Raw genomic sequence first — 16255 nt, 5'->3', positions numbered from 1 at the left:
CAGCGAAGGCTGGCACTTTGCCACAACTCAAGGCATGCTAGCCGCCCTCCGGGCGTCCGGCTTATAGTGCACGTCGCGCCAGTCCAGCCAATCCGCAGGATCACAGTTTGTCCAACGTCACTCTGCCATCTTCCGCGCGCGCATCAAACTCTGCGCCCGGCTCGACCCTGCGCGGCACGCTCAAAGGCGCGTTGGCGACGCTGGTATTGCTGCTGCTCGCCCTGCTGTTCTGGCAGTTGCTCGATCAGCTCAAGCAAACCCAAAAGCACCAGCTTCAATACACCATCGATTACACCGCTGATCTGGCTGATCATGTCAGCCTGAACATGGCGTTGAATGCGCAAATTGCTCTTAACCTGCTACCGCTCGTCGAACAACCGCAGCACATCGACCAACAGCAGGCGCTGCTGAAAAAACTGCAGCTATCACTCCCGGATCTGCGCAGCGTGGCATTGCTGGGGCCGACCGGCGAAGTGCTCAGTGACAGCGCGACGGACAGCCACGACTATGCCTGGCTCGCCGATCTGGTCAAACGCAGCCGTTCCCAACGCTACTTCTATAGCAACGCAGCCGATGGTTCGGTAGTGCAACTATTGCTGCCCTCATCCAGTGGTGCGACAAACGGTTATTGGGTGTTGCGACTGGCGCCGACATTTTTCCAGTCCCTGACCAAGCAGGCCGATCAACCGGCGCCGCCGATGTGGGTGGTGCAAAACCAGCTCAGTCATCAAATCATCAGTCGCGAGGCTAGCCTTTCGACCGCCAAAACAGATGTATTGACCCCGGATGATCTGACCAACAGCGTCCTGGTCGCGCCCTTGAGCAAAAGCGACTGGCAACTGCGCGGTCTATTCGATAAGCAAGCAGCGCTCAATGAACTGTTGCCTGCCTTCATCGGCAAATGCCTGCTGGGGCTGGCCTTCTCCCTTCTGCCGGTGATCACACTGCTGAACATGCGTCGCCGACAGCGACAATCGAATGAAGGGCGTCGCCGTTATCAGGACATTTTTGACGGCACTGGTGTTGCCCTGTGTGTGCTCGACCTTTCCGGTCTCCAGGCGTTTTTCGACAAAATTCAACTGCAGACCAGCGAACAGCTGTACCTCTGGCTGGAAAACAATCCCGAGCAACGCCAGAAACTGCTGCAAGAATTGCGCATCACCGAAGTCAACCAGGTTGCCTTGCAACTGCTCAAGGTCGAGTCCTGCGAGCAAGCCTGGAAATTCTTGATCGACGGCAGCCCGCTGGACAACAAGGCCATCGGTAACCTGTTGCTCGAGGCTGTACTCAACCAGCAGAAGCAGCTGGAGCAGGAAATCAAGCTCAAGGATGCCCAGGGTCATGACCAGCATCTGTGGCTGGTACTGCGCCTGCCGCAAGAGCAGCACGACTACCGGGCGGTGATTCTCAGTATCAGCGACATCACCAGCCGCAAGCTCGTCGAATTGTCCCTGCTGGAGCGTGAGGGCTTCTGGTCCGACGTCGTGCGCACCGTGCCTGATCATTTGTATGTGCAGGATGTGATCAGCCAACGCATGATCTACAGCAACCACCATCTGGGCCAGACGCTGGGCTACAACAAGACCGAGCTGCATCAGATGGGCGAGTATTTCTGGGAAATCCTGTTACACCCCGAAGACGCCGATCACTATCACCGTTTGCGTCAGGATCAGCGGCAAGCCGGTTACGCGCAATTAATGCAATGCCAACTGCGCTTCCGCCACCGCAACAATCAATGGCGCCGTTTCGATATCCGCGAACAGGCGCTCGCCCGCGACAAGCACGATCAGGTCACGCGCATCATCGGCGTGGCCAAGGACATCACCGACCAGATCGAAGCCAGCGAATCCCTGCGCGACAGTGAGCAGCGCTACCGCATGCTCGCTGAAAGCATCAGCGACGTGATTTTCTCCACTGACAGCACGCTGGCGCTCAATTACGTCAGTCCTTCGGTACAGGCCGTACTCGGTTATGACGCCGACTGGATCTTCCAGAACGGCTGGCAATCGATCATCGCCAACCCACAACAATTGACCGGCATCTACACGCTGATGGAACGGGTCAGCAAAGCCCTGGACAAGCCCGTACAGCTTGCTCAATTGCGCAGCCAGGTGCAGACCCAGTTATTCCTCTTTGACTGCCTGCGGGCCGACGGACGCAAGATTCCAATCGAACTGCGGCTGGTACTGGTGTGGGACGAACACGGTGCCTTCGAAGGTGTGCTCGGCGTCGGCCGTGACATCAGCCAGCAACGCCGTGCGGAAAAAGATCTGCGCATGGCGGCCACGGTATTCGAGCATTCGACCTCGGCGATTCTGATCACCGACCCGGCCGGCTATATCGTCCAGGCCAACGAGGCCTTCAGCCGCGTCAGTGGTTATGCGGTGGCACAAGTCCTCGATCAGTTGCCAAACATGCTGACCGTCGATGATCAGCAAGAAGCTCATCTGCATTATGTCCTCAAGCAACTTCATCAACACAGCACTTGGGAAGGCGAAGTCTGGCTCAAGCGACGCAACGGTGAACATTACCCGGCTTGGGTCGGGATCACTGCGGTGCTGGACGACGAAGGCGACCTCGCCAGCTACGTCTGCTTCTTCAGCGACATCAGCGAGCGCAAGGCCAGTGAGCAGCGCATCCACCGTCTGGCGTATTACGACGCCCTGACCCACCTGCCCAACCGCACACTGTTCCAGGATCGCCTGCACAGCGCATTGCAATCGGCCGAGCGGCAGAAGTCCTGGGTAGTGCTGATGTTCCTCGACCTTGACCGCTTCAAACCGATCAACGACTCCCTCGGTCATGCCGCCGGCGATCGCATGCTCAAGGAAATGGCCATACGCCTGCTCGGCTGCGTCGATGATGACGACACTGTGGCGCGCATGGGCGGCGATGAGTTCACCTTGCTGCTGCAACCGCGGGCCAACCGTGAAATAGCACTGAATCGAGCCATTCACGTCGCTGAACAAATCCTCGCCAGCCTGGTCAAGCCGTTCGTGCTCGAAGGCCGGGAATTCTTTGTCACCGCCAGTATCGGTATTGCCTTGAGTCCGCAGGACGGCAACGAGCTGAGCCAATTGATGAAGAACGCCGACACTGCGATGTACCACGCCAAGGAGCGCGGCAAGAACAACTTCCAGTTCTATCAGGCGGACATGAATGCCAGCGCCCTGGAACGCCTGGAACTGGAAAGCGATTTGCGCCATGCCCTCGAGCAAAATGAATTCGTTCTCTACTACCAGCCGCAATTCAGCGGCGACGGCAAACGCCTGACCGGCGCCGAAGCCCTGCTGCGCTGGCGTCATCCACGGCGCGGGCTGGTGCCGCCGGGAGACTTTATCCCGGTGCTCGAAGAGCTCGGGTTGGTGGTGGATGTTGGCGACTGGGTAATCAGCGAGGCCTGCCGTCAGCTCAAAACCTGGCACCAAGCCAAGGTCCGGGTACCGAAAGTCTCGGTGAACATCTCGGCCCGGCAGTTCTCCGACGGTCAGCTCGGCACGCGGATCGCCACCATCCTCAAGGACATCGGCTTGCCGCCGGCCTGCCTTGAGCTGGAACTGACCGAAAGCATTCTGATGCGCGAAGTCAGCGAGGCGATGCAGATCCTCGCCGGCCTGAAAAACCTCGGTCTGAGCATCGCGGTCGACGACTTCGGTACCGGCTACTCGTCACTGAACTACTTGAAGCAGTTCCCCATCGATGTGCTGAAAATCGACCGCACCTTCGTTGATGGCCTGCCGTCTGGCGAACAGGACGCGCAGATCGCCCGGGCAATCATCGCCATGGCCCACAGCCTGAACCTGGCGGTGATCGCCGAGGGCGTGGAAACCCATGAGCAACTGGACTTCCTCCGTGAACACGGTTGTGACGAAGTGCAGGGTTACCTGTTCGGCCGCCCGATGCCGGCCAACCGCTTCGAAGCGCAGTTCAGCAATGATGCGCTCTTCATGTTCGATTGAGATTTTGTGGTGATGCGGGCGGCCCCATCGCGAGCAAGCGAACGTCGCCCGGCCCTTCCCACATTTGGTATGCGTTCCCCAGTGGGAGCGAGCCTGCTCGCGATGAGGCCCGCACGATCGCCGCCAATCCCCTCATGAAAGCCACTTGTCTGCGACATGATGTCCTTTCATATGCCAGACAAAACCCATTGGGTTAGAATGCCTTCCTTTTCTGCCCCCCCGATCCTTGAGGACCGCCATGTTCAGCCGTGATTTGACTATTGCCAAGTACGACGCCGACCTTTTTGCCGCCATGGAGCAAGAAGCTCAGCGCCAGGAAGAACACATCGAGCTGATCGCTTCGGAAAACTACACCAGCCCAGCGGTGATGGAAGCTCAAGGCTCGGTACTGACCAACAAATACGCCGAAGGCTACCCAGGCAAGCGCTACTACGGCGGTTGCGAGTACGTTGACGTGGTTGAGCAACTGGCCATCGACCGCGCCAAAGAACTGTTCGGCGCCGATTACGCCAACGTTCAACCGCACGCCGGCTCCCAAGCCAACAGCGCGGTTTACCTGGCCCTGCTGCAAGCCGGTGACACCATCCTGGGCATGAGCCTGGCCCACGGCGGTCACCTGACCCACGGTGCCAGCGTCTCCTCCTCCGGCAAACTGTACAACGCCGTGCAGTACGGCATCGACAGCAACGGCCTGATCGACTACGACGAAGTCGAGCGCCTGGCGGTAGAACACAAGCCAAAAATGATCGTGGCCGGTTTCTCTGCCTACTCGCAGATTCTGGACTTCCCGCGCTTCCGTGAAATCGCTGACAAGGTCGGCGCCTACCTGTTCGTCGACATGGCTCACGTAGCCGGTCTGGTCGCTGCTGGCGTCTACCCGAACCCGGTTCCATTTGCTGACGTCGTGACCACCACCACTCACAAGACCCTGCGCGGTCCACGTGGCGGCCTGATCCTGGCTCGCGCCAACGCCGACATCGAGAAGAAGCTGAACTCCGCCGTATTCCCGGGCGCCCAGGGTGGCCCGCTGGAACACGTGATCGCAGCCAAGGCGATCTGCTTCAAAGAAGCGCTGCAGCCTGAGTTCAAGATCTATCAGCAACAAGTGGTCAAGAACGCCCAGGCCATGGCCGGTGTGTTCATCGAGCGCGGTTTCGACGTGGTGTCTGGCGGTACTGAAAACCACCTGTTCCTGCTGTCCCTGATCAAACAGGAAATTTCCGGTAAAGATGCCGACGCCGCTCTGGGCAAGGCTTTCATCACCGTGAACAAGAACTCGGTCCCGAACGATCCACGTTCCCCGTTCGTCACCTCCGGCCTGCGTTTCGGTACACCTGCAGTCACTACTCGTGGCTTCAAAGAGGCTGAGTGCAAAGAGCTGGCCGGCTGGATCTGCGACATCCTGGCAGACCTGAACAACGACGCCGTCATCGACGCCGTTCGCGAGAAGGTCAAGGCCATCTGCAAAAAGCTGCCGGTATACGGCGCTTAATCAGCCCGTTTAACCGCAACACAAAGAAACCGGTCAGTGATGGCCGGTTTTTTTTCGCCTGTAAAACAGCTCAAGCTCGGGCATCGCCACCCAACTGGTAAGACCGGTAAAGCCAATTCATTATTTTCTGCTTGCGATCACCTGAAAACAGCGCCTACACTGCGCCTGCACTGGACATACCGGTAAGACCACAATAATTAAGTCCTGAATCTGATGCACCTTGCGCACAGCAACCAGGACACTCACCAGGATTCCTCCCATGCTCAGATGGTGCTCGCGTTCAATCTTCCTTCAAGTTGTCCTTGGCCTGGTGCTTGGCATCGTCTGCGGACTGACCCTTCCCGAATACTCCGCCCAGCTAAAACCTCTCGGCGACGGCTTTATCAAACTGATCAAAATGCTCATCGGCCTGATCGTTTTCTGCGTGGTAGTCAGCGGCATTTCCGGCGCCGGCGATCTGAAAAAGGTCGGGCGCATCGGCCTCAAATCGGTGATTTACTTCGAAGTGCTGACCACCATCGCCTTGGTGATCGGTCTGGTGTTCGCGTTCAGCACCGGCATCGGCAGTGGTGCGAATATTCATCTGGATCAACTTTCCACCGCCGACATGGGTGACATCGCCCAGCGTGGCCAGCATATGCACACTACCACCCAGTTCCTGATGGATCTGATTCCGACCTCGGTGATTGGTGCATTCGCCGACAACAACATCCTGCAAGTGCTGCTGTTTTCGGTGTTGTTCGGCAGCGCGCTGAACCTGGTAGGTGAGGCAGCTTCGGGAATCTCGCGACTGATCAACGAGCTTAGCCATGTGATCTTCCGCATCATGGGCATGATCGTGCGTCTGGCACCGATTGGTGTGTTTGGTGCGATTGCCTTCACCACCAGCAAATATGGCCTGGACTCACTGCAACACCTGGGCAGTCTGATCGGTCTGTTCTACCTGACGTGTGCGGTGTTCGTGTCACTGGTCCTCGGTTTGGTGATGCGTCTGTCCGGCCTGCGGATGCTGCCGTTTCTCAAGTACCTGCGCGAAGAGTTGCTGATCGTTCTGGGCACCGCCTCCTCCGACGCCGTGCTGCCGCAAATCATGCGCAAACTTGAGCATCTGGGCATCGGCAGTTCGACGGTGGGCCTGGTGATTCCCACCGGATACTCATTCAACCTCGATGGTTTTTCGATCTACCTGACCCTGGCCATCGTGTTCATCGCCAATGCCACCGGTACGCCGCTGGCCATGACCGATTTGCTGACGATCCTGCTGGTCTCGCTGATCACCTCCAAAGGCGCCCACGGCATTCCAGGCTCGGCACTGGTGATTCTGGCGGCGACCCTGACTGCGATCCCGGCGATTCCGGTGGTAGGTCTGGTGCTGGTACTCGCGGTGGACTGGTTCATGGGCATCGGCCGGGCACTGACCAACCTGATCGGTAACTGTGTCGCCACCGTGGCCATCGCCCGCTGGGAAAAAGACATCGATGTCCAGCGTGCCAACAAGGTACTGTCCGGCGAGCAGGGTTACACCTTCCAGCCGCGTAAAGCCCCACCACCGGCACATCAGCAAGAGTTTTGACCCAACCTTGTGCCTGTCATTGGCAGGCACAATAACCAACGCCTTACCGACTCTCATGGAGTGAACAGTGATCACCTCGTCAACAGTTGTAAATTCAGTGGTTCAAAAGCTTCGCGCCGCGTTGGCGCGTGGGCAGTGGCGCTCTGGCGATATGTTGCCGGGGCAACGCGAACTGGCTGAACAACTGGGCATCAGTCGGCCGAGCCTGCGTGAAGCGGTAATTGTGCTGGAGACCCTCGGCCTGGTGCGCTCCATGCCCGGCAAGGGCGTGGTGGTACTGGAAGCCAGCCTCGATGATGCGCCAACCACTGACAGTGGCGTGGCCGGCGCCAGCCTGGAGGATGTACTGCAACTGCGTTACACCCTCGAACCGTTCATTGTCGGGCTGGTTGCCCAATCCATCAGCAGCAAGGAAATCGGCCAACTGCGCCTGACGCTGATGGACATGCGCGAAGCCCTCGAATCCAATGACAGCGAAGCCGGGATGAACGCCTACATCGACTTCCACGAAGAGCTGTTCACCCTGACATCGAACCCGATCTTCCAGAACGTCGTGCAGCAAACCAGCAACGCGCTCAAACAGAGCGCCGAGATGCTGCGCAATTCGCCGGAGCATTTGGCCGAGCGCCTGGAAGAAAACGAAACCGTGGTGCGTGCGATCCGCAGCAAAAACAGCGCCCTGGCCAGCGCCGAAATGCGCCGGCACATCCTTCAGGAAGGGAAACGCATGGGCATTGAACTGAACATCCCGGACGACAATCTGGGCTAATAGCTGTAGTAGAAAAAACCCTATCGGCAACCGGACTGGAGACAGGCCATGAGTTCCTACGCCTTGAAGAATCCCGTTTTCTCGATTTCTGCCGCCCTGCCCCTGCGCCGCCAGAGCGAAAAAAAGCGTTGCGTCGACGACATCTATCCGCAGATTTTCGACGCCATTCTCGAACAACGCATTGCCCCGGCCAGCCGATTCACCGAAGAAAGCCTTGGCCAGGCATTCGGTGTCAGCCGCAGTATCATCCGCCAGGTACTGGCGCGATTGTCTCATCAGCAGGTGATCATTCTGCGGCCCAATCATCGCCCGCAAGTCGCGGCCCCCGATGCCGAACAAACTCGCCAGATACTCCACGCCCGAAGGCTGACAGAAACCACCCTGGTGCGACTGGCCTGCCAACAACCAACTTCCCGGCACCTGCCGCAGTTACGCGAATTGATCGACCGCGAACGCCGCTGCATCGAACAAAACCAACGCGGGTCGGCGATTCGCCTGTCGGGTGAGTTCCATCTGCAACTCGCGCAAGTCGCCGGCAATGCACCGCTGGCCCAATTTCTCGGAAGCCTGGTGCCGCTGACTTCACTGGCTATCGCCTGCTATGAAGAACAGTCGTGCAGTCATTGTGCGTGGCAGGAGCATGCGGCGATTGTCGAGGCAGTGGAGCGCGGGGATGCCAAGGCTGCCGAGGGGTTGATGACCCTGCATCTGGATCATCTTGAGGAGAAACTGCTGAACTCAGGGCTAGCGTCTAGTTGAAATCGTGTTGCCGGTTAGATCGCCTTCGCGAGCAAGCCCGCTCCCACATTGGATTGGTGGTGTTCACAAATATTGTGTTCACAGGTGATCTAGTGTGGGAGCGAGCCTGCTCGCGATAGCGGTCTCAAACACGCTGGAAATATTCGACCTTACTCAGCCGCCACTCGCGCAAACCCTGCGCGGATTTTCTCTTCCGGCAATTCATCGGCGATAAACACGATCACGCTCTCGCGCGCTTCATCCTCGGCCCACTCGGCGTCCCAATCGAAGCCATACAACTTCAGCACGCCCTGAAACACCATGCGTCGTGGTTCGTTGATGATGTTCAGCACACCTTTGTAGCGCAGCAGTTGCTTACCGTGGTCTTCCAGCAGTTCGTTCATGAACTCGCTGAGCTTGTCGATATCCAGCGCTTTGTCGGTACGCAGCACCAGGCTGGAGATGCGGTCGATGGAAGGCGCCTTGCTCACCGGGCGCAGGCTTACACCGCCGCCGAGGTCGGCGTTGAGATTGAAGCCACGCACATCGAGCAACTCGGCCAGATCGATCTTGCCGTGTTCGACCACGCGGATCGGCGCGCGACGATTGATCCGGGTCAGACGTTCACTCAGAGCGTTAAACGTCGCCTCGTCGACCAGATCGCGCTTACTCACCAGCAAGCGGTCGGCAAAACCGATCTGCGCCTGAGCGATGGTCTGGGTCAGGTGCTGCTCGGCGTGCGCCGCATCAACCAGTGTGATGATGCCGTCGAGGATATAGCGTTCGCGCAGTTCTTCATCAATGAAGAAGGTTTGCGCCACCGGCGCCGGATCCGCCAGACCAGTGCATTCGATCACCAGCCGGTCGAAGGCGATTTCTCCGCTGTCCAGACGCTCCAATAACAAGTACAGCGCCTTGGTCAGATCGGTGTGAATGGTGCAGCAGACGCAACCGTTGGACAGGGTCATGACTTGCACTGGCTCATCGCCCAGCAGCTCGGCGTCTATGTTGGCGTCGCTGAATTCGTTTTCAATCACGGCGATTTTCAAGCCGTGTTCGGCCTTGAGCAAATGGCGCAACAGCGTGGTTTTGCCGGCGCCGAGAAAGCCGCTAAGGACCGTGACGGGGATGGTGGGTAGCAAAACGAAGATCTCCCATATGCAGAAAAAACTGTAGGAGCACGGCTTGCCGGCGATGACGTCCAGAGGATCGCAATCGCCGGCAAGCCGTGCTCCTACAGTGGTGTGTTGCTTAAACGCCGTATTTCAACAGCATTTCGGACCGCCCTTGCCTCCGTAGCGAGCCTCCTGGCGTTCGCGAAAGAACGCCTCGTAGCTCATCACCGGTTTGTCCGGGTGTTTGGTTTGCATATGCTCGACGTAGGTGTCGTAGTCGGGCATGCCGACCATCAGGCGCGCGGCCTGACCGAGGTACTTACCGAGGCGACTCAGGTCATTGAACATGGCTGCAACCCTCTATTACGCTTCCGGCTGGGCCTGGAATGGCGTTTCTTTGTCCGTGCGCTCTTTGCTGCCCCAGGACGAAACACCGACCTTGAGCGCATAGAACAGGATGCTGAATACCACAAACAGGAACAGCGCCGTCAGTGTCGCATTGGTGTACGCGTTGTAGATCACATGCTGCATCTGGGTGATGTCCTTGGCCGGGGCGAGGATCTGACCGCTGGCCAGCGCATCGCTGTATTTCCTGGCCAGGGACAGGAAACCGATCGCCGGGTTGGCGTCGAACAGCTTGATGAAGCCTGCGGTGGTGGTGCAGATCAGCAGCCAGACTGCCGGCAGCAAGGTCACCCAGATGTAGCGCTGGCGTTTCATCTTGATCAGTACGACAGTGGCGAGCATCAGCGCGATACCGGCCAGCATCTGGTTGGAGATACCGAACAGCGGCCACAAGGTGTTGATGCCACCCAGCGGATCGATCACACCTTGGTACAGCAGATAACCCCACATCGCCACGCACCCGGCGGTCGCGATCAGGTTGGCGGTCCAGGATTCAGTGCGCCGAAGAGCCGGAACGAAAGAGCCGAGCAAGTCCTGCAGCATGAAACGACCGGCACGGGTACCGGCGTCGACGGCGGTCAGGATGAACAGTGCCTCGAACAGAATCGCGAAGTGGTACCAGAACGCCATGGTGTTTTCACCCGGCAGTACGTGGTGCAGGATCTGTGCGATACCGACCGCCAGGGTTGGAGCGCCACCAGCACGGGCCAGAACCGTGGTTTCACCGATGTCCCTGGCCACCGCTTGCAGCGCTTCCGGGGTAATTGCAAAACCCCAACTGCTGACCGCTTGAGCAACCGAAACAGCATCAGCGCCGACAATGGCCGCCGGGCTGTTCATCGCGAAGTACACGCCCGGTTCGATCACCGAAGCAGCCACCATGGCCATGATGGCCACGAAGGATTCCATCAGCATGCCGCCGTAACCGATGTAACGGGCGTTGCTTTCGTTATCCAGCAGTTTCGGCGTGGTCCCGGAGGCAATCAGCGCGTGGAAACCAGACACCGCACCACAAGCGATGGTGATGAACAGGAACGGGAACAGCCCGCCCTTCCATACCGGCCCGGTACCGTCGGTGAACTGGGTCAGTGCCGGCATTTTCAGCTCGGGCATGGTGATCAGAATGCCGATCGCCAGGGCAATGATGGTGCCGATCTTGAGGAAGGTTGACAGGTAGTCGCGCGGCGCCAGAATCAGCCAGACCGGCAGTACCGCCGCGACGAAACCGTAGCCAATCAGCATCCAGGTGATCTGGATGCCGGTAAAGCTGAACGCTTTGGCCCACACGGGATCGGCGGCAATCTGCCCGCCCAGCCAGATCGAGCCCAGCAACAGCAACACCCCGACAAGGGAGATTTCACCGATGCGACCCGGGCGGATGTAGCGCATGTAGATGCCCATGAACATCGCGATCGGGATGGTCGCCATCACCGTGAAAATACCCCACGGGCTTTCGGCCAAGGCCTTGACCACGATCAGCGCCAGCACCGCGAGGATGATGATCATGATCAGGAAGCAGCCAAACAGCGCGATGGTGCCAGGAATGCGGCCCATTTCTTCACGGACCATGTCGCCCAAAGAACGGCCGTTGCGGCGGGTCGACATGAACAGGACCATGAAGTCCTGCACGGCGCCAGCCAGCACCACACCGGCAATCAGCCAGAGCGTGCCGGGCAGGTAGCCCATCTGCGCTGCCAGAACCGGGCCGACCAACGGCCCCGCACCGGCAATGGCTGCGAAGTGGTGACCGAAAAGAACATGTTTGTTGGTCGGCACATAGTCCAGACCGTCGTTGTTGAGCACTGCGGGAGTGGCCCGCAGTGGATCAAGCTGCATCACATTGTTAGCGATAAACAGACTGTAGTAACGATAAGCAACCAGATAAATAGCCACTGCCGCAACCACAATCCACAAGGCGTTGATCGCCTCGCCGCGGCGCAAGGCCACTACCCCTAAGGCACACGCACCTACGATTGCCAGCAGCAGCCAGGGTAAGTGGCGTAGCAGGCTATTATTGTTTTTCATCTTTTTCTTCCAGCCAGGTGGACTTGAGAGAAACTCACCTCGAGTTTAGACCTGTTTGCATTAAAGACCATACCCGACATTGGTCTGGAGCCTTGTTTCAAGGCTCCCTTCCCCCTCCTGAGTGAGCACAGACGGTGGCAGCTTCTACAGATGCGGGTCTATAGTCAGCAAACATCAAGAGGACTGCGCCATGAGCGACCACCCTGCAGATCGCCGCCGCTTCAAACGTATAGCCTTCGACGCCACGACTGAACTCAGCCAGGGCGGGAATCGTTGGCCAGTGCAGCTGATTGATCTGTCACTCAAGGGCTTGCTGATCGAACGTCCCGAGCCTTGGCAGGGGAACAAGGAACAGATTTTTTCCGTCGACATTCACTTGAGCAAGGAGGTCGAGATCGCCATGGACGTACAGCTTACCCATGAAGATCACGGCCAGCTTGGCTTCGTCTGCCGGTACATCAACCTGGAATCTGTCAGCCGCCTGCGGCGCTTGATCGAGCTCAATCTGGGCGATCAGGCCGTACTTGAACGGGAGCTGGGAGCGCTGATCAAGATTTGATCATGACGGATCAACCAGGAGCCGGCCGCAAGTCGCCTGGAGGCGGGATACATTAAAGATTGTATCCCCGAGTCGTCTTTATTCGAACAACGCGTCCAATGCCTGCTCAAGGCGTGTCACGGCAATAATCTGCAACCCTGGCGGCGCCTCTTTCGGTGCGTTGCCCTTGGGTACGATGGCCCGCTTGAAGCCGTGTTTGGCGGCCTCTTTCAGGCGCTCCTGACCGCTGGGTACCGGTCGCACTTCACCGGACAAACCCACTTCGCCAAACACCAGCAGATCGTGGGGCAAAGGCCGGTTGCGCAAACTGGACATCACCGCCGCCATCAACGCCAGGTCGGAAGCGGTTTCCAATACCTTGACCCCGCCGACCACGTTGAGGAATACATCCTGATCATGGGTCGGAATGCCGCCATGTCGATGCAGGACCGCCAACAGCATGGCCAGTCGATTCTGATCCAGGCCCAGGGTTACCCGACGCGGGTTGGCCAGGTGAGTGTCGTCCACCAGTGCCTGGACTTCCACCAGCATCGGCCGGGTGCCTTCCCAGGTGGCCATCACCACACTGCCCGGCACTTCTTCCTGAGCGCGAGTAAGGAAAATTGCCGACGGGTTAGAGACTTCTTTCAGACCTTTGTCGGTCATGCCGAACACACCTAATTCATTGACTGCGCCGAAGCGGTTTTTCACCGCCCGCAACAGACGCAGACGGCCATCCGACTCACCTTCGAAATACAGCACGGTATCAACCATATGCTCCAGCACCCGCGGCCCGGCCAGTGCCCCCTCTTTAGTGACGTGGCCGACCAGGAAAATCGCGGTACCGCTCTGTTTCGCGTAACGCACCAGCAACGCCGCACTTTCGCGCACCTGGGACACGCCACCCGGCGCCGATTGCAGTTGCTCGGTGAAGATGGTCTGAATGGAGTCGATCACCATGACTTTCGGCTTTTCTACCCGAGCCGTAGCAATGATGGTTTCGATGCAGGTTTCGGTCATCACCCGCAGCTTGTCCTGAGGCAGTCCCAGGCGACGGGCGCGCATCGCGACTTGCTGCTGGGACTCTTCGCCTGTGACGTACAACGCCGGCATGCGCGCGGCAAGACTGCATAAGGTTTGTAACAGGATGGTCGACTTGCCGATGCCCGGATCACCACCAATCAACACCACCGAACCGTCTACCAGACCGCCGCCGAGCACCCGGTCCAGCTCGCCGGATGCCGTGGAAAAACGCGGAACTTCTTCAACGCTGACTTCGGCCAGCGTCTTGATCTGAGCCTGCTGCCCGGTCCAGCCAGTACGTCCGCTGGGAGCCGCGGCCGCACCGCTTTCCAGCACGGTTTCGACCAGCGTATTCCAGGCGCCGCATTCGCCGCATTGGCCGGCCCACTTGGGGAAGGTTGCGCCGCACTCCGTGCAGCCGTACATGCGCTTTGCCTTGGCCATCAGAACTCCAACGAAAAACCGCGATGATAGCTCAGCTGGCGGCGATCAGCGCGGCGCACGCCGTATGGATTTCAATCTTGCCGTTGCGTTTACACCAAAGCTGAGTCGCTTCAAGGCAGGTTCAATCAACCCATTTCGCCAGACGCTTTAGTAACGTGTTCTATTTCCTGTAATGGGTCAGCCGAATTACGATTGAGTACTAGTTGTACAACTTTCGTTTTGACGCATCAGTCCAGACCTCGACCCGGCCCATCAAACCAAACCAAAGCTTGTACAAACCTTGCTACTTAAAAAGCGCAATGTACAAGCAACACGCTGAAAAGCACCTTTAACGCAACGCCCATCACCTTAGTCCTGCCACTTCAAACTTACCCGGAAAACTTGATGAGCATTTTAGAGCAACTTTTTTGCGACGAACCTTTTTGACATAAACTTGATTCCTGGCGTCGGTCAACTTTTAGAGGTGCACTTGCGCTACTGCTTTCCTCCGACAACTGCTGACGTACCGCCGTTGAACTACAACACCGTCTGTTTATACCTACTGTTTTGGAGCATAAAAACAAACCAACCAGACATAAGTCATCGATATTACCACCCGCGATCCAGAGCGTTGCGACAAGCTTGCACCCCCTCCCGCAGCAATGAGTGAGCATCGGCCGGGCTGGTTCGAGGTGAGGACTTTGGCCTTGGGCAGCCCTTCAGCTTTTCGGCCACGATAATGGAATCCCCACGGACTTCGCGCGCGATTGAGGGCACGTTGTAAACCATTTGCTGCCGGGCAGGTCGATGCCTGCGAGCGCTATAAGCAGTCGCGTCGAGCAAGATGCGTTTTGCTGAATTACACTGCGCTCACCAACCTCATCTGTAACAGGGAAATAACCTATGGGCGTGCTAAGTGAGTTCAAGGCCTTCGCGGTCAAAGGTAATGTGGTCGACATGGCCGTCGGTATCATCATCGGCGCGGCTTTCGGCAAAATCGTTTCGTCATTTGTAGGTGACGTGGTGATGCCGCCCATTGGCCTGCTGATCGGTGGGGTGGATTTCGCTGACCTGGCGGTCACGCTCAAAGCGGCTCAGGGCGGCACTCCGGCAGTGGTCATGGCCTATGGCAAATTCATCCAGAGCATCATCGACTTCCTGATTATCGCGTTCGCGATTTTCATGGGTGTGAAGGCAATCAATCGCCTGAAACGCGAAGAGGCCGTTGCGCCAACCCTGCCGCCGGTTCCGACCAAGGAAGAAGAGCTGCTTGGCGAAATTCGCGACCTGCTCAAAGCGCAGAACAACAGAGCCTGAACGCTCCTGTCGCGATAAAGAACGGCGCCATCAAGGCGCCGTTTTTTTACCAGTAACTCTCTACAGCAACCTGTCCGGGCCTGCGACTCAGGCTCAGTTGCATATCACGCTTTTTAAGCATGCTACGCGTGTCATCGATCATCTGCGGGTTACCACAGAGCATCACCCGCGAATGCTCGGCCGTAAGCTCCACGCCTGCAGCTCGCTCCAGTTCGCCACTCTCGATCAACCGGGTGATCCGCCCGTTCAAGGCTCCCGGAGACTGCTCGCGGGTGACCGTCGCGATGAACTGCAATTTATGGCCGTACTCAGCCAGGTACTCACGCTGTGCCAGTCCGGCTATCAGGTCCTGGTAGGCCAGCTCTCGTGCTTCGCGCACGCTATAAACCAAGATGATTCGCTCGAATTTTTCCCACACATCAAAGTCCTGTAGAATCGACAAAAACGGCGCAAGGCCCGTACCTGTGGATAACAACCAAAGATCACGGCCACTGGCAAAGCGGTCAAGGGTCAGAAAACCGAACGCTTGGCGCTCGACCAATAATGTATCGCCCTCCCCCAAACGACTCAGCTCACTGGTGAACTCACCACCCGGAACGACAATGGAAAAAAATTCAAGAAACTCGTCATGAGGTGAAGACACCATGGAATAGGCCCGCCACACCGTACTGCCATCCGCTTTGGTAACCCCCAGGCGAGCAAATTGCCCGGCCTGGAAACGGAAGCCCGGATCTCTGGTGGTGCGCAACGTAAACAGACCAGGAGTCAGCGGTTGTACGTCGAGCAACGTTTGGCGGGTAAATTTCTCGGCGCTGACGGTCATGGGGCGCTCCATTGAACAGGTACCCCAGTTTCCCGCAAAGCCGAGCCCAGGAACA

The 16255-nt window shown here is 58.0% G+C and carries 12 protein-coding genes; 7 read left to right on the top strand and 5 right to left on the bottom strand.

Translation table 11 applies throughout. The annotated features are described in order from the left end of the window. Positions 1-107: 107 nt before the first annotated feature. The 5 genes from AC07UI_RS17025 to AC07UI_RS17005 all read left to right on the top strand — a co-directional run bounded on the left by AC07UI_RS17025 (position 108) and on the right by AC07UI_RS17005 (position 8552). Positions 108-3959, top strand: a complete 3852-nt coding sequence (locus AC07UI_RS17025; protein WP_494993590.1) for a sensor domain-containing protein — start codon at positions 108-110, stop codon at positions 3957-3959. Between the two features lie 238 nt (positions 3960-4197). Further along, positions 4198-5451: a serine hydroxymethyltransferase gene (gene glyA, locus AC07UI_RS17020; protein WP_494993589.1), complete on the top strand. Its 1254-nt coding sequence runs from the start codon at positions 4198-4200 to the stop codon at positions 5449-5451. A gap of 259 nt (positions 5452-5710) precedes the next feature. Further along, positions 5711-7024, top strand: coding sequence for a C4-dicarboxylate transporter DctA (locus AC07UI_RS17015; protein ID WP_494993588.1), 1314 nt, complete (start codon positions 5711-5713; stop codon positions 7022-7024). Positions 7025-7091: 67 nt separating this feature from the next. Then, positions 7092-7793 (top strand): FadR/GntR family transcriptional regulator, encoded by a 702-nt coding sequence (locus AC07UI_RS17010; RefSeq protein WP_494993587.1) that lies wholly within the window; start codon positions 7092-7094, stop codon positions 7791-7793. 48 nt (positions 7794-7841) lie between these two features. Further along, the gene (locus tag AC07UI_RS17005) at positions 7842-8552 is read left to right on the top strand and encodes a GntR family transcriptional regulator (protein ID WP_494993586.1); all 711 of its coding nucleotides are present in this window, start codon (positions 7842-7844) and stop codon (positions 8550-8552) included. Positions 8553-8701: 149 nt separating this feature from the next. Here the strand turns inward: AC07UI_RS17005 and yjiA are convergent, their stop codons facing one another. The 3 genes from yjiA to AC07UI_RS16990 form a co-directional block, all read right to left on the bottom strand. Next, complete coding sequence (gene yjiA, locus AC07UI_RS17000; protein WP_494993585.1) at positions 8702-9673, bottom strand: GTPase; 972 nt, start codon at positions 9671-9673, stop codon at positions 8702-8704. 123 nt (positions 9674-9796) lie between these two features. After that, complete coding sequence (locus AC07UI_RS16995; RefSeq protein ID WP_010448516.1) at positions 9797-9994, bottom strand: YbdD/YjiX family protein; 198 nt, start codon at positions 9992-9994, stop codon at positions 9797-9799. A gap of 15 nt (positions 9995-10009) precedes the next feature. Next, positions 10010-12076 carry a carbon starvation CstA family protein gene (locus AC07UI_RS16990; protein WP_494993584.1) on the bottom strand — a complete coding sequence of 689 codons (2067 nt, stop codon included), beginning with the start codon at positions 12074-12076 and terminating at the stop codon, positions 10010-10012. Positions 12077-12266: 190 nt separating this feature from the next. Here AC07UI_RS16990 and AC07UI_RS16985 point away from each other — a divergent pair, with 190 nt between their 5' ends. Then, entirely contained in the window at positions 12267-12635 is a 369-nt protein-coding gene (locus AC07UI_RS16985; protein WP_494993583.1) for a PilZ domain-containing protein, read from the top strand. Positions 12636-12713: 78 nt separating this feature from the next. On the opposite strand, the gene radA is transcribed toward AC07UI_RS16985, so the two are convergent. Beyond that, a complete protein-coding gene (radA, locus tag AC07UI_RS16980; protein ID WP_494993582.1) occupies positions 12714-14081 on the bottom strand; it encodes a DNA repair protein RadA in 1368 nt (455 codons plus the stop codon). An 882-nt stretch (positions 14082-14963) separates the two neighbouring features. Between radA and mscL the strand changes: the two genes are divergently transcribed. Further along, positions 14964-15377: a large-conductance mechanosensitive channel protein MscL gene (mscL, locus tag AC07UI_RS16975; protein WP_494993581.1), complete on the top strand. Its 414-nt coding sequence runs from the start codon at positions 14964-14966 to the stop codon at positions 15375-15377. A 46-nt stretch (positions 15378-15423) separates the two neighbouring features. Here mscL and AC07UI_RS16970 read toward each other — a convergent pair whose 3' ends face one another. Next, positions 15424-16200: a ferredoxin--NADP reductase gene (locus AC07UI_RS16970; RefSeq protein ID WP_494993580.1), complete on the bottom strand. Its 777-nt coding sequence runs from the start codon at positions 16198-16200 to the stop codon at positions 15424-15426. Positions 16201-16255: the final 55 nt, after the last annotated feature.

This window comes from Pseudomonas sp. GW821-FHT04C07 (assembly GCF_059420325.1).
The sequence above is the reverse complement of the archived record's forward strand: the minus strand, read 5'-3'. Positions and strand labels throughout refer to the sequence as shown.